Source organism: Janthinobacterium pasteuri, from assembly GCF_051380775.1.
Lineage (GTDB): Bacteria > Pseudomonadota > Gammaproteobacteria > Burkholderiales > Burkholderiaceae_D > Janthinobacterium.
Window position 1 is genome coordinate 56,665 of the sequence record NZ_JBNYXS010000021.1, and the last position, 15,052, is coordinate 71,716.

A 15,052-nucleotide genomic window follows, 5' to 3' on the forward strand; every position below is an offset into this window, starting at 1 on the left:
GCGTACCTAACTGGCACTTCGCCTGCGGGATAATCGCTGGCGATCTGCTAGCATTTCGGCTGGCCTCGTGTACCCGCGAAGTGGTGCGCGGCAGGGGATGCAGTATGCATAGAAGAGGGGATGTCAAATTGCTGGATGATGATATTTTCGATATCGAATTGAAGTTATTGCTTGAAGGAATCTTGTTGAGGTATCAGCACGATTTCCGCGATTATTCGGTGGCGTCGTTGCGCCGGCGCATGCGCCAGGCCATGGAGCGCTTCGGCTGCGCCAGCCTGTCGCAGTTGCAGAACCGCATCTTGCACGAGCCGGCCATGTTCGCGCAGATGTTGCAGTTCTTCACGGTGCAAGTGAGCGAGATGTTCCGCGATCCCGCGTATTTCCGCGCCTTGCGCGAAAAAGTCGTGCCCATGCTGCATACCTATCCCTCCATCAAGATTTGGGTGGCCGGCTGCAGCAGCGGCGAAGAGGTGTGGTCGCTGGCCATCTTGCTGGAAGAAGAAGGCTTGCTCGAACGCAGCATGATTTATGCGACCGATATCAATGTCGAGGCGCTGGCCGCCGCCGAAGCGGGCATCTATCCGATCGAGCGCATCGCCCAGTTCAGCGAGAATTACCAGCTGGCAGGCGGCAAGCGTTCCTTGTCCGACTATTACACGGCTGCCTACAAGGGCGCCATCTTTGACCGGCGCCTGCGACGCCAGTTCGTCTTCGCCGACCATAGCCTGGCGACGGACAGCGTGTTTTCGGAGGTGCACATGGTTTCCTGCCGTAACGTCATGATTTACTTCAATAAAGACTTGCAAGACCGCAGCCTGGGCCTGTTCCACGAAGCGCTGGTGAACCGGGGCTTCCTGGGCCTGGGCATGAAGGAAAGCCTGCATTTCAGCCGCCATGCGGCCAGCTTCAGCGAGCTGAGCCCGGCTGAACGCATCTTCCAGCGGGCCTGACATGCTGCCGACCAGCGAGGTGGCGCCACCGCCCGCCGGCCTGCGCCTGATCGCCATCGGCGCCTCGGCCGGCGGCGTGGAAGCGCTGGGCAGCGTGCTGCGCGCCTTGCCCGCCACCTGCGGCGCGGCCGTGGTGGTGGTGCTGCACCTGGCACCGGGCCGCTCCAGTCGCTTGCCACAGCTGTATGCGGAGCGCTGTGCGCTGCCCTTGCGCGAAGCGCAAGACAAGGAGCCGCTGCAAGGCGGCACCGTGTACTTTGCCCCGCCCGACTATCATCTGCAGATCGAACCCGATGGCTGTTTTTCCCTGTCGCAGGAAGAACCCGTGTATTTTTCACGCCCGTCCATCGATGTCTTGCTGGAAACGGCAGCGTACGCCTACCGGCGCGCCATGCTGGCCATCATCCTGACCGGTGCTTCGGCCGATGGCGCGGCGGGACTGGCGCGCGTGCGGCAACTGGGCGGCAGCGCCTGGGTGCAAGACCCGCAGCGGGCCAGTTGTGGCATCATGCCGGCCGCCGCGCTCAAGCGGGCCGGCGCCGACCGCGTGCTCGATTTGCCGCAGATGGCCGCCAGCCTGGCCTTGCTCGGTGATGGCGAACACAAGTGAGTGGGAGTGGAGCAGTGCGTGTAATATATGTGAAAAGTGAAACAATGTTGATGACTATATCGAGACACGATGGCATGTTGCCGTTGCGATGCCTGAAGATGATTCCGTGACCGCCCCTATCCATATCCTCGTCGTTGACGACATTGCGCAAAACCTGGTCGCCGCCGAAGCCGTGCTGGCAAGGCCCGGTATTGTCATCCTGAAAGCAAGTTCGGGCGCGCAAGCGCTGGAATTGCTGTTGACGCATGAAGTTGCACTTGCCCTGATCGATGTGCAAATGCCGCAGATGGATGGTTTTGAATTGGCCGAACTGATACGCGGCAGCGAACGCACGCGCGGCATCCCCTTGATTTTCCTCACGGCCGCATCGCGCGAACCGAGCTACAGCTTCCGTGGCTACGAGGCGGGCGCCGTCGATTTCCTGTACAAGCCCATCGACGTGAAAGCCTTGCAAAGCAAGGTGGCGGTGCTGGTGCAGCTGTTTCAGCAAAAGCGTGAACTGTCGGCCCAGCTCGATGAACTCAAGCATGCGCTGCACCTCAATGAATTGTTCACGGCCGTGCTGGGCCACGATTTGCGCACGCCCTTGTCGGTGGTGATGAACGGCGCCATGCTGTTGCCGATGATGAGCGACCACCCGAAGGTGATCGTCACGGCGCAGCGCATCGAAAGCAGCGCCAAGCGCATGGCGCGCATGGTCGACCAGCTGCTGGACCTGGCGCGCATCCGTTCCGGCACGATGGAGTTGCGCAGCAGCACGCACGACTACCAGGCGCTGGCGCGCGCGATCGTCGAGGAATTCGAGACGGCCGGCCAGGCCGCGCATGTCGAGGTCAGCAGTGTAGGCGAGCTGCACGGGCAATGCGATGCGGGCTTGCTGTCGCAAGTCATCTCGAATCTGTTATGCAATGCCATCACGCATGGCGAGGCGGGTACGCCGGTGCAACTGGCCCTGGACGGGCGCGCCACCGACAGCATTGAGTTGCGCATTGTCAATCGTGGCGTCATCCCCGCCGCCTTGCTGCCGACCCTGTTCGAACCTTTCCGGCAGGCGGGTGAAAAGCGCAGGACGGGGCAGGGTCTGGGACTGGGCCTGTACACGGTGAGCATGTTCGTCAAGGCTCACGGCGGCACGGTCGGGCTCAGTTCCACGGCCACGCAGGGCACGGTAGCGACCGTGCGCATCCCGCGCCAGTGCCAGGTGCGCGTGCAAGCGGGACTGGCCACATGAGCGCGCCAGCCTGGCCGCGCGGCGGCGGCAGCATGGGCGAGATGGTGCGCCGGCGCGACTGGTCCGCCACCAGTCTGGGCGCGCTCGATGGCTGGCCGGCCCATTTGCGCACCAGCGTCGACATCGTGCTCAATTCGCCGATGGCGATGGTGCTGATGTGGGGCCCGCAGCACGTCATGATCTATAACGACGATTACATTCCGATCGCCGGGGCGCGCCATCCGGCGGCGCTGGGCGGCACGGTGCCCGCCGTCTGGCCCGAAATCTGGGACTGGAACGCGCGCATCCTTGAAGCGGGACTGCGCGGCGAGACGCAGGTGCACCGCGAATGCAGCTTGCCGCTGTTGCGCGGCGGACAGCGCGCGGATGTCTGTTTCGACCTGTTTTACACGCCCGTGCATGGCGCAGACGGCCAGGTGGACGGCGTGCTGTGCACGGCGTTGGAATTGACTGCGCGCATGGAAGAGGGGCGCCAGCTGAAGCTGGCTACGGCCGAGTTGGGCCAACTCAACACCACCTTGCAGACGGAAAGCGAGGCCGTGCGCGCGGCCAACCGCCGCCTGGGCGAAGAGCGTGCGCTGCTGCGCGCCCTGTTCCAGCAGGCGCCCAGCTTCATGGCCCTGCTGCGCGGGCCGCAGCATGTGTTTGAGCTGGCGAATGAACATTATCTGCGCCTGGTGGGCCACCGCGATTTACTGGGCAAGACAGTCGAAATGGCCTTGCCCGAAATCAAGTCGCAAGGATTCATCGCGTTGCTCGACCAGGTCTACCGCACGGGCGAACCTTACGAGGGGCGCCAGGTCAAAGTGGATTTGCAGACTGCCGATGGGCAAACGGGCCAGCGCCAGATCGACTTCGTGTACCAGCCCATCAAGGATGACGAGGGCGTGGTCACGGGCATCCTGGTTGAGGGCATCGATGTCACCGAGCGCATGGAAGACGAGGAGCGGCTTCGCCTGGCCCAGCAGGCGGGCGGCATCGGCACCTTCGAATGGTTCCCCGAGACGGGCGCGATGCTGGTCTCGCCCATGTTCCGCCGCCTGTGGGGCATTGCCGACGAGGAAGAGGTTACGCAGCAGTTGCTGGTGAGCCTGGTAGACGAACGGGACTTGAAGAAGGTGGGGCCCAGCAAGCTTGATCTGGCGCAAAATCCCCTCGAGTATGTGGAGTACCGCATCCGCCGCCCTGCCGATGGCGCGTTGCGCTGGATCGCGCGCCAGGGCGAGGTGGTGGCCGGCTGGGTGCCGGGCCAGCGCCGCTACGTGGGCGTGTCGTTCGACGTGACGGAGCGGCGCCAGATCGAGGATGAACTCAACGCCAGCCAGGAGCGCATGGCGGCCATTTTCGGCCAGGCCTCGGTGGGCTTGTCCGAGCTGGGCCTCGATGGCCGTTTCCAGCGCGTCAACGGTGCCCTGTGCCGCATGTTGGGCCGCTCGGCTGAAGAGCTGCTGAGCCTGAACATGAACGACATCATGCATCCGGCGGACGTGCCTGGCAACGGCGTGCTGTTCCAGCGCCTGGTGGAAACGGGTGAATCGTTCTCCCTGGAAAAGCGCTACCTGAAGCCAGATGGCTCGCAAGTGTGGGTGTCGAGCAATGTCAGCCGTCTGCTGGACGAGCAGGGACAGACGCACTCCCTGATCGCCGTCAAGACCGACATCACGGACCGGCGCCGCGTTGAAAAGGCGCTGCATGAATTGAACGAAACGCTCGAACACCGTGTCGAACAGGAGGTGAATGAGCGTACCAAGGCCGAGGATGCCTTGCGCCAGGCGCAAAAGATGGAAGCCGTGGGCCAGCTGACAGGCGGCATCGCGCACGACTTCAACAATGTGCTGCAAATTATCTCCGGCAATTTGCATTTGCTGCAGCACCTGACGGGCACGGATGGCGTGATGCGCCAGCGCCTGGACACGGCGATTGCCGCCGTCGAGCGGGGCGCCAAGCTGTCGTCCCACCTGCTGGCGTTTGCGCGGCGTCAACCGTTGCAACCCGTGGTGGCCGACCTGGCGCGGGTGGTGCGCAACATGGATGCGCTGCTGCGGCGCGCCCTGGGTGAAGCGATCGACATCGTGCTGGTGGGCGGCGGCGGGCTGTGGAATACCCTGGTCGATCGCAGCCAGATCGAGAACGTCATCCTCAACCTGGCCATCAATGCGCGAGACGCCATGGATGGCGTGGGCAAGCTGACCATCGAGCTGGGTAATGTGGTGCTCGACGAGCAATATGTGCACAAGCTGGTCGATGTGCCGGCGGGCCAGTACGTGATGCTGTCGGTGACGGACACGGGCCGCGGCATGAGCGGGCCCGTGCTGCAGCGCGCGTTCGAGCCGTTTTTTACCACCAAGCCGGAAGGCGCGGGCACGGGCCTGGGCCTGTCGATGGCGTATGGTTTCGTTACGCAAAGCCGCGGCCATATTCGCATTTACAGTGAACCTGGCGTGGGCACGGGAGTCAAAATCTATTTGCCCCGTTCCCTGATGGCTGAAGCGGACGAGGAACTGGAATTGAGCGGCGTCGTCACGGGCGGCACGGAAACGGTGCTGGTAGTGGAAGACGACATGGGCGTGCGTACCACCGTGGTCGACATGCTCGGTGCGCTCGGCTATACGGTGCTCAAGGCTGAAGATGGCGAAAGCGCGCTGGCCGTGCTGCATAGCGGCGCGCAGATCGACTTGCTGTTTACGGACGTCATCATGCCGGGCCCCGTCAGCAGCACGGAGATGGCGCGCCAGGCGCGCGAACTGCAGCCCGATATCGCCGTTTTGTTTACTTCGGGCTACGCGCAGGATGTCATCGTGCACGAAGGGCGTCTCGACGCGGGGGTGGAATTGCTCAGCAAGCCGTACCGGCGCGAAGAGCTGGCACGCAAGCTGCGCCATGTGCTGGCCAACCGCCAGCAGCAAATGCGGGCGCGCCAGTTTGAACGGTCAGGCGCACCGGTGGCCAGCAGTCCGGCGGCCGATGGTCAGGCGGCCAGCGTGCTGGGGGGCGGTACGCCGGGGCTGGACCTGACTGGCCATGCGCCAGAACCGCAAGGGGATATGCCGACATCGATGAAGATACTCGTGGTGGAAGACAATCTCGATTCCCAGCTGATGGTGTGCGAGCTGGTGGGCATGCTGGGCCACACGGTCAGCGGCGTCGCCGATGGCGAGGCGGCCTGGAAATTGCTTAACGAGCAAGACTTCGATATCCTGTTTACCGATGTCAGCCTGCCAGGCATGTCCGGCATCGCGCTGGCACGCATGGTGCTGCGCGAGAAACCGGACATGCGCATCATCTTTTCCACCGGCTATGGCAAGGAGTCGATGGATGAACTGGGCTTTTCCGCCAGTGTCTTGCGCAAGCCCTATGATTTGACGGAATTACAAGCAGCACTCGACCAACCCTGACGGGCACGCGCCGGCACGGCCTGCCTGTCTCACCCTGCAGAGGCAAACATGACTCCTGAACTGACCATGCTAGGCGGTACTTTGGTACTGGCGCTGGTGCAAATCCTGTTGCCCGCGCTGTTACGCACGCGCGAAACAGGCACCGCGTATAACGTGAGCGCGCGCGACGGCGACGGGCCGCCCGTGGGCAAGATCACGGGCCGCTTGCAGCGGGCCCAGGCGAACCTGTTTGAAACCCTGCCCCTGTTCGCTGCCGCCGTACTGATCGCCCACGTGACGGCGCAGGAAAGCGCGCTGACCCTGTACGGCGCCGCCCTGTATCTGGCCGCCCGCGTGCTCTACCTGCCGCTGTACGCGTTTGGCGTGCCGGTCGTGCGTACGCTGGTATGGTGCGTGTCGATTGCCGGTTTGCTGATGGTCTTCTGGGCCATCCTGTTCGCTTCCTGAAGTCCTACGTGAACGGTAGCAGCCGTCCTATGGCGGTGCGCGGGGCCCGGCCGTAGAGTGACAGCAAGCTGGCGGCTGGCGCCGGCATGTCAGGGACCGGACTGCAATGACCACCACCACTTCCGCAACGCAAGAGTCGGGCAGCGCCCGGCAGCGCAAGATCAAGCGGCTGCTGCGCTGCGTATTTGGCGTGGCGCGGCTGCGCGCGGGCCAGCAGGAAGTGATCGACAGCGTACTGGCCGGGCAGGACACCCTGGCCATCATGCCTACCGGCAGCGGCAAATCGCTGTGCTACCAATTGCCCGCCGCGCTGTTGCCCGGCGCCACCCTGGTGGTGTCGCCGCTGATCTCGCTGATGAAAGACCAGCTGGAAAAGCTGCAGCAGTTGGGCATCACGGCCGTGCAGCTCAACAGCAGCCTGTCGCGCGCCGAGGATGCCGCCGCCATCGCCCGCATAGCCCAGGGTGGCCGGCTCATCATCTTTTGCACACCGGAACGTCTGACCAATCCCGCATTCCTGTCCCTGCTGGGCGCTGCGCCGCCCAGCCTGGTCGTCATCGATGAAGCCCATTGCATTTCCCAGTGGGGCCACGATTTTCGTCCCGCCTACCTCGAAATTGCCGCCGCCCTGCGCGCGCTGGGCCGCCCGCCCTTACTGGCGCTGACGGCCACGGCTACCGGGGAAGTGATGGCCGATATCGACGCGCAACTGGATGCGCGCAAGCTGCAGGTCATCAATACGGGCATCTACCGCGCCAATTTGCGCTACCGCGTGATCCAGGTCACCAATGCCGCAGAAAAACAGGATGAAGTCTTGCGCCTGCTGCGCGAGACACCCGGCGTGGGCATCGTGTATGCAGCTACCGTCAAGGCCGTCGAGGATCTGACGGCGCGGCTGGAGGATGTGGGCGAGAGCGTCACGTGCTACCACGGCAAGCTGGCGGCGCGCGAGCGCCAGCTCCACCAGGACTTGTTCATGGGCGGCGAACGCCGCATCATGGTGGCCACCAACGCCTTCGGCATGGGCATCGACAAGCCCGACACGCGCTTCGTGATCCATTTGCAGGTGCCGGCCAACCTGGAAGCGTACTACCAGGAATCGGGCCGGGCAGGGCGCGATGGCTTGCCCGCCGACTGCACCTTGCTGTATTTCCAGCAGGACAAGCGGGTGCAGCAATTCTTCCTGGCCAAGCACTATCCCACGGAAGGCGAACTGGCCGCCATCGTCGCGGCAGCGCAAGAGCTGCCGGCCACCTTCGCTTTTGCTGCGCTGGCATCGGGCTTGCCCGAGTTTTCAGATGGCCACTTGAAGGTCTGCCTGAAACTGTTGAAAGACGGCAAGTTGCTGCGCCAGGACCGCAAGCTGGGCTACAGCCTGAAAGCGCCCACGGCCAAGTCGCTGTCATTCGCGCAACTGGCGCACATCTATATCGACAAGCAGGAGCGCGACAGGCAGGCGCTCGAGCAGATGGTGGCGTATGCACAAAGCGGCTTTTGCCGCTGGAAATTGCTGCTCGAGTATTTTGGCGATGCGGACGATTTCAAGCGCTGTTGCACCTGTGATAATTGCCAGTCGCCACCTGCGCTGGCGGCACCCATCACCCTGGACGAGTTGCCGCCAGCGCCTGCTCAGGCGCAGTCGACGTCGCCCCTGCTCGCCGTGGGCAGCCGCGTGCGCGTGCCCCGCTACCAGGTCGGCACCGTGCTGTTGGTGGCGGGGGACCAGGTGACGATTGCGTTTCCCGAAAACACGACGCGCACCTTCATGGCCGAGTTTGTCGCACCGGCTTGAATTCATTGTGCGCTGTCGAACAGTGATCGTGCGAAAGAGCGCTAGAATCAGCCCATTCCAACGCGGTTTTTTTTAACGTAGGGAGCTGGGCATGGCGGACATGGTAGTGGTGCGCAAGGAAGGCTTGTATTGTGTGCCGGGGCAGTTCTACATCGACCCGTGGCGCCCTGTCGAGCGCGCCATCATCACGCATGCGCATGCCGACCATGCGCGCGTGGGCCACCGGCATTACCTGTGCGCCAGCGACGGCGTCAAGGTGCTGCAGGCGCGTCTGGGTGCCGTTTCCATCCAGGGTCTCGCGTATGGCGAGACCATCGAACACCACGGCGTGCAGGTTTCGCTGCATCCGGCCGGCCACGTGCTCGGTTCTGCCCAGGTGCGCATGCAGCACGGCGGCCAGGTATGGGTGGCGTCCGGCGACTACAAGCTGCAGCCCGATCCAACCTGCGCACCGTTCGAACCCGTGCGCTGCGACACGTTTATCACGGAATCGACCTTCGGCCTGCCGATCTACCGCTGGCAGGCGCCGCAGGAAATCCACGAGGACATCAATCAGTGGTGGCGCAGGAATGCGGCCGAAGGGCGCACCAGCGTGCTGTTCTGCTATGCCTTTGGCAAGGCGCAGCGCATCCTGGCGGGTCTGGACGCCACCATCGGCCCCATCATCTGCCATGGCGCGGCGCAGGCCTTGACGCAGGTCTACCGCGCGTCCGGCGTGGCCTTGCCGGCCACCGTGATGGTGGGCGATGTCACGCACAAGGCGGCCTTGAAGACGGCGCTGGTGATCGCGCCGCCCTCGGCCGCCGGTTCGCCGTGGATGAAGCGCTTCGGCGACTACAGCGATGCGTTTGCCAGCGGCTGGATGCTGCTGCGCGGCGCGCGCCGGCGGCGCGGCGTGGACCGGGGTTTCGTGCTGTCCGACCATGCGGACTGGCCCGGCCTGATGCAAGCCATCCAGGCCACGCAGGCCGAACGCATCATCGTCACGCACGGCTCGATACCCGTGATGGTGCGCTGGCTGCAGCAGAATGGCTGGCAGGCGGGCGGCTTCGAGACGGAATATGGCGATGACGAAGCCGATGACAGTGCGCCTGGTGCTTCCACGGCAGCGGAGGACGTCACCCATGCGTGAATTTGCCCGGCTGTACGCGGAACTCGACGAGACTACCTCCACCAGCCGCAAGCTGGCGGCGCTGCAAGCCTATTTTCGCGGCGCCTCACCCGAGAACGCGGCCTGGGCCGTGTACTTCCTGGCCGGCGGCAAGCCGCGCCAGGCCGTGCCCACCAAGTTGCTGCGCGCATACGCGACCGAACGCGCGGGTCTCGATGCCTGGCTGTTTGACGAGGCCTACCACGCCGTGGGCGACCTGGCCGAAACCATCGCGCTGATCCTGCCCGCGCCCGCCAGGCGCAGCGACATCGGCCTGGCCGAGTGGGTCGAGCAGCGCATCGCACCGTTGCGCGGCGCGGCGCCAGAGACCATCCGCGAGGCCCTGCTGGCGTACTGGGACGAGCTGGAAACGCGCGAACGTTTTCTATTGATCAAGCTGATCGGCGGCGGCTTTCGCGTGGGAGTCTCAAAACTGCTGGTGACGCGCGCGCTCGCCAGCATCGCCGCCGTGGACAGCAAGCTGATCGCGCAGCGCCTGATGGGCTGGACCGATGGCAAGGTCAGCCCCACGGGCGCGGGATTCCTCAAGCTGACCGGCGCGCAGTCGGATGATGAACATGCGCTGCGCGGCGGCCAGCCTTACCCGTTCTTCCTGGCGCACCCCTTGCAGGCGCCGCCGGAGACACTGGGCGACCTTGCCGACTGGCTGGTCGAATGGAAATACGACGGCATGCGCGCCCAGCTGCTGCGCCGCGATGGCGTGAACTGGTTGTGGTCGCGCGGCGAAGAATTGATCACGGAGCGCTTTCCCGAGCTGGCACAGCTGGCCTTGCCGGAGGGTACGGTGCTCGATGGCGAAATCCTCGTCTGGCAGCCGGGCGAGGTGCCGGCGCCATTTGCCGATTTGCAACAGCGCATGGGCCGTAAGACGCTGCCTGCCAAGCTGCTGGCCGAGTTGCCGGCCGTTCTCGTGGCCTACGATGTGCTGGAAATGGATGGCGTCGATGTGCGCCAGCTGCCCCAGCTGGAACGGCGTGCGTTGCTGGAAACCCTGGTGGCCGCCGTGCGCTCTCCCACGCTGCGTCTGTCGCCGCGCATCGCTGCGGCAAGCTGGGACGCGCTGGCGGCCATCCGCAGCGAATCGCGGGCGCGCGGCGTGGAAGGCTTGATGCTCAAGGCTGTTGCGGCCGCGTATGGCGTGGGCCGCACGAAAGACGTGGGCACCTGGTGGAAATGGAAGATCGCCCCGTATGCCATCGACGCCGTGCTGATCTACGCCCAGGCGGGCCACGGCCGGCGCGCGTCGCTGTACACGGATTACACCTTTGCCGTGTGGGACGATGCTAGCGATGGCGAACCTGGCGAGGAACGCAAGCTGGTGCCGTTCGCCAAGGCGTATTCGGGCCTGACGGATGCGGAAATCGCGCAAGTCGATGCGGCCATTCGCAAGACGACGATAGAAAAATTCGGCCCCGTGCGCAGCGTCCAGCCGAGCATGGTGTTCGAGATCGGTTTCGAAGGCATCGCCGCCTCCAGCCGCCACAAGGCGGGCATCGCCGTGCGCTTTCCCCGCATCCTGCGCCGGCGCGAAGACAAGGCCATCGCCGATGCGGATACCCTGGCCACCCTGAAGGCCATGCTGGCGACCACTGCATGAGCAAGCGATGAGCAAAAGCACGCTGGCGCAGCGCATCGATGCCTGGTTTGCCGGGCGCGGCTGGACCATCTTTCCCTTCCAGCGCGCCGTCTGGCGCACTGCTGCACAGGGGCGCTCCGGCCTGCTGCATGCCAGCACGGGTTCCGGCAAGACGTATGCCGTCTGGTTCGGCGCCTTGCTGCGCGCCGAGCGCCTGCGAGGCAAGGGCAGAAAACAGGGACGAAAGCAGGGGTTGCGCGTGCTATGGATCACGCCCATGCGGGCGCTGGCGGCCGACACCGTGCGCGCATTGCAAGCCTCGGGCGTGGATCTCGCTCCCGGCTGGCGCATCGAGGCGCGCACGGGGGATACCAGCGCCGCGCAGCGGGCGCGGCAGGCGAAAGCCTGGCCCGAGGTGCTCGTCACCACGCCGGAAAGCCTGTCGCTGATGCTCAGCCAGATGGACGCGCAGGCACGCTTCAGCCTGCTGGAAACCGTGATCGTCGATGAGTGGCATGAATTGATGGGCAGCAAGCGCGGCGTGCAGGTGCAACTGGCGCTGGCCCGCTTGCGCCGCTGGAGTGCCACATTGATGACGTGGGGCTTGTCGGCCACCTTGGGCAATCTGCCGCAGGCGCAGGAGGTCTTGCTGGGCGAAGGCAGCGACGGCGTGCTGGTGGAAGGTAAAGTCAAGAAGCGCATCCTCGTCGACAGCCTGATTCCTGTGAACCCCACGCGCTTTCCCTGGGGCGGCCACCTGGGCATCCAGATGCTGCAGCCGTTGATCGCCGAGATCGAGGGCAGCGCCACCACGCTGGTGTTTACGAATACGCGTTCGCAGGCCGAGCTGTGGTACCAGCACCTGCTCGACGCACGGCCGGACTGGGCGGGATTGATCGCCCTGCACCACGGTTCGCTGGACCGCGAAGTGCGCGAGTGGGTCGAGCAGCATTTGAAGACGGGCGAACTGAAAGCCGTCGTGTGCACCTCCAGCCTGGATCTGGGCGTCGATTTCCTGCCCGTCGAACGGGTGCTGCAGGTGGGCAGCGCGAAGGGCATCGCCCGGCTGGTACAGCGGGCCGGGCGCAGCGGCCACGCGCCGGGACGGATTTCGCGCGTCACTCTGGTGCCCACCAACAGCCTGGAATTGCTGGAAGCGGCCGCTGCCCGCGCTGCCTTGGCGCAAGGCCACCTGGAAGCGCGCCCCGTGCCGGACAAGCCTCTCGACGTGCTGGTGCAGCACCTGGTGACGATCGCTCTGGGCGGCGGCTTCGAGTCGGCGGGGCTGTACGACGAAGTGCGCGCCGCCTGGTCGTATCGCCACCTGACGCCAGATGAGTGGCAATGGGCGCTCGATTTCGTGGCCCGCGGCGGGCAAAGCCTGACCGTGTATCCGGAATACCGGAGAGTGCTGCCCGATGATGACGGCGTGTACCGCGTGCCGGATGCAGCCCTGGCGCGGCGCCACCGCATGAGCATCGGCACCATCGTGTCGGAGGCGGCGATCCAGGTCAAGTTCCTGGGCGGCGCACGGATCGGCAGCATCGAGGAATCGTTCATCGCGCGCCTGAAGCAGGGCGACCATTTTTTGTTTGGCGGGCGCATCCTGGAATTTGTGCGCGTGCACGAGATGACGGCGTATGTGCGGCGCGCAACAGGCAGCCGGGGCGCCGTGCCGCGCTGGCAGGGCGGCAAGATGCCGCTGTCGTCGGAACTGGCGCATGCCGTGCTGGACCAGTTGCAGCTGGCGCAGGAAGGCCGTGCCAGCGGGCCGGAAATGCGCGCGCTGGCGCCGCTGCTGGCCATCCAGCAGACATGGTCCAGCCTGCCCACGCGCACCAGTCTGCTGGTGGAAACCTTGTCCAGTCGCGAAGGCCAGCACCTGTTCGTGTATCCGTTTGCGGGCCGCTCGGTGCACCTGGGCCTCGCTTCCCTGCTCGCTTACCGCATCGCGCGCATGCAACCGGCGACCTTGTCGATCGCCGTCAACGATTACGGCTTTGAATTGCTGGGCATGGCCGATATCGCTTTTGCGCCGCTGTTGACGGCCGCCAGCGGCGCCGATATTGCCCTGTTCAGCACGGACAACTTGCTGCAAGACGTGCTGGCCAGCCTGAACGCGACGGAATTGTCGCAGCGGCGCTTCCGCGAAATTGCCCGCATCGCCGGCCTCGTGTTCCAGGGCTATCCAGGTCAGCCGAAAAGCGCGCGCCAGCTGCAAGCGTCGTCCTCGCTGTTCTTTGAAGTGTTCCGCAAGCACGACGCGGCCAATTTGTTGCTCACGCAGGCGCAGCGCGAAGTGCTGGAACAGGAACTGGAACTGACGCGCTTGCGCGCCACCTTGCGCGAGCTGCACGCCCGACGCATCAGTCTGCAGCCTTTGGAGCGTGCCTCGCCGTTTGCCTTCGGCCTGATGGTCGAGCGTTTCCGCGAACAGCTGACGACGGAAAAACTGTCGGACCGGGTGGCGCGCCTGGTGAGCGCGCTGGAAAAGGCGGCCGCATGAATGGCCAGCGCCCAGCGCATTGCGTGGTGGAACTGGCTGGCGAGCTGGTGTGGCTACTGGCGCACAAGGCCGTGTACTGGCCGGCGCGCAAGATGCTGATTATCGCCGACATCCATTTCGGCAAGGCGGCCGCGTTTCGCGCGCTGGGCGTGCCCGTGCCGCGCGGCACCACCACGCAAAACCTGCTGGCGCTGGACGCCTTGCTGGCCAGCCATGTTTGCGAGGAAATCGTCTTTCTCGGCGACTTTCTGCACGCGCGCGCCGCGCATGCGCACGCCACCGTGGCGGCCATGCTGGCCTGGCGCACGCGCCATCCGGACGTGCGCCTGACGGTGGTGCGCGGCAACCACGATGCGCATGCTGGCGATCCGGCCAGCGCACTGGGTATCGGCATGGTGGACGAACCGCACAATGTGGGCAATCTGTCCTTCTGCCATCACCCGGACACCGTCGCGCCTGGCTATGTGCTGGCCGGTCACATGCATCCCGTGTTTCAATTGCGCGCGGACAGGAAGGGCTTGCGCCTGGCGTGTTTCCTGCTGGGCCGGCAGCGTGCCATTTTGCCATCATTTGGCGCCTTTACTGGCGGCCATGCGGTGCAGCCAGCCGCTGGCGAGCGCGTGTATGTGACGGCGGACGCGGCGATTTTCGCGATACCCGCCAACTGCTGAGTATTTGGTACTTTTGGTGGAAAACTAAAAGTAACTCTGCCACCACAGGCGGGACTCATCCTACATGCGCTCTTGCCATCCTCCTATTTCTTGCGTCCCATGTGCGCACTAAGATGAGGCTTCCCTTGCCGTGCGAGGGGGAAGAATTGCATGGTTTGCACTGTTTTCTGATTCATCGATCCAGGAGATCATCATGGCCACATCGAGCGACAATAAACAGCAAGGTAGTAAAGCCGGTAGTAGCAGTAGCAGTAGCAGTGGCGGCAACAAGCAAAGCGATACCAGCAAGCGTGGCTTCGCGTCCATGGACCCCGCCCAGCAGCGCGAAATCGCCAGCGAAGGCGGACGTGCCGCGCATGAAAAGGGCACGGCGCATGAATTCACGTCGGAAGAAGCGCGCCGCGCAGGCAGCCAAAGCCACAAAAACGATGCCAGCCGGCAAAGTGCCGCCAGTGCCAGCGGTGCGCGTACCAATCCAGGCATGAAGCAGGATGGCAACCGCGACAGTGGCAACAAGCAAAGCGGCGGTGCGGGTTCGGGGACGGGCTCGTCCGGTTCGCGCAACAAGTAAGGGGAAGCGATAGCAAGGCAGGCCTGGCCGGCGGGAATCGCGCATTGCCGCTGGCCAGTCGCGGCCATTTTCGGCCAGCCGCAAAATTTTGATGCAATGCAGCAGGCATGGACTATGATGAAGTAGCTGCGC

Annotated in this window: 11 protein-coding genes; all 11 read left to right on the forward strand. The window is 64.5% G+C overall.

Annotation, left to right across the window (positions count from 1 at the left end; translation table 11 throughout):
* The first annotated feature begins 104 nt into the window (after positions 1 to 104).
* The 11 genes from ACQ4WN_RS19775 (at position 105) to ACQ4WN_RS19825 (ending at position 14,920) form a co-directional block, all read left to right on the forward strand.
* Positions 105 to 950, forward strand: coding sequence for a CheR family methyltransferase (locus tag ACQ4WN_RS19775; RefSeq protein ID WP_436553052.1), 846 nt, complete (start codon positions 105 to 107; stop codon positions 948 to 950).
* A 1-nt stretch (position 951) separates the two neighbouring features.
* Positions 952 to 1,560: a chemotaxis protein CheB gene (locus ACQ4WN_RS19780; protein WP_436553053.1), complete on the forward strand. Its 609-nt coding sequence runs from the start codon at positions 952 to 954 to the stop codon at positions 1,558 to 1,560.
* A gap of 106 nt (positions 1,561 to 1,666) precedes the next feature.
* Positions 1,667 to 2,791, forward strand: coding sequence for a hybrid sensor histidine kinase/response regulator (locus tag ACQ4WN_RS19785; protein WP_436553054.1), 1,125 nt, complete (start codon positions 1,667 to 1,669; stop codon positions 2,789 to 2,791).
* Entirely contained in the window at positions 2,788 to 6,186 is a 3,399-nt protein-coding gene (locus ACQ4WN_RS19790) for a hybrid sensor histidine kinase/response regulator (protein ID WP_436553055.1), read from the forward strand. The genes ACQ4WN_RS19785 and ACQ4WN_RS19790 overlap by 4 nt, the downstream gene beginning before the upstream one ends.
* 48 nt (positions 6,187 to 6,234) lie before the next feature.
* Complete coding sequence (locus ACQ4WN_RS19795) at positions 6,235 to 6,633, forward strand: MAPEG family protein (RefSeq protein WP_436553056.1); 399 nt, start codon at positions 6,235 to 6,237, stop codon at positions 6,631 to 6,633.
* 106 nt (positions 6,634 to 6,739) lie between these two features.
* Positions 6,740 to 8,425: a RecQ family ATP-dependent DNA helicase gene (locus ACQ4WN_RS19800; RefSeq protein WP_436553057.1), complete on the forward strand. Its 1,686-nt coding sequence runs from the start codon at positions 6,740 to 6,742 to the stop codon at positions 8,423 to 8,425.
* Between the two features lie 91 nt (positions 8,426 to 8,516).
* A complete protein-coding gene (locus ACQ4WN_RS19805) occupies positions 8,517 to 9,557 on the forward strand; it encodes a ligase-associated DNA damage response exonuclease (RefSeq protein ID WP_436553058.1) in 1,041 nt (346 codons plus the stop codon).
* The gene (locus ACQ4WN_RS19810) at positions 9,550 to 11,193 is read left to right on the forward strand and encodes an ATP-dependent DNA ligase (protein WP_436553059.1); all 1,644 of its coding nucleotides are present in this window, start codon (positions 9,550 to 9,552) and stop codon (positions 11,191 to 11,193) included. The genes ACQ4WN_RS19805 and ACQ4WN_RS19810 overlap by 8 nt, the downstream gene beginning before the upstream one ends.
* Positions 11,194 to 11,200: 7 nt before the next feature.
* Positions 11,201 to 13,678: a ligase-associated DNA damage response DEXH box helicase gene (locus tag ACQ4WN_RS19815; RefSeq protein ID WP_436553060.1), complete on the forward strand. Its 2,478-nt coding sequence runs from the start codon at positions 11,201 to 11,203 to the stop codon at positions 13,676 to 13,678.
* Positions 13,675 to 14,349 (forward strand): ligase-associated DNA damage response endonuclease PdeM, encoded by a 675-nt coding sequence (pdeM, locus tag ACQ4WN_RS19820; RefSeq protein ID WP_436553061.1) that lies wholly within the window; start codon positions 13,675 to 13,677, stop codon positions 14,347 to 14,349. Before ACQ4WN_RS19815 ends, pdeM begins: the two co-directional genes overlap by 4 nt.
* Positions 14,350 to 14,542: 193 nt before the next feature.
* On the forward strand, positions 14,543 to 14,920 hold the full coding sequence (locus ACQ4WN_RS19825; RefSeq protein WP_436553062.1) for a KGG domain-containing protein: 378 nt from the start codon (positions 14,543 to 14,545) through the stop codon (positions 14,918 to 14,920).
* Positions 14,921 to 15,052: the final 132 nt, after the last annotated feature.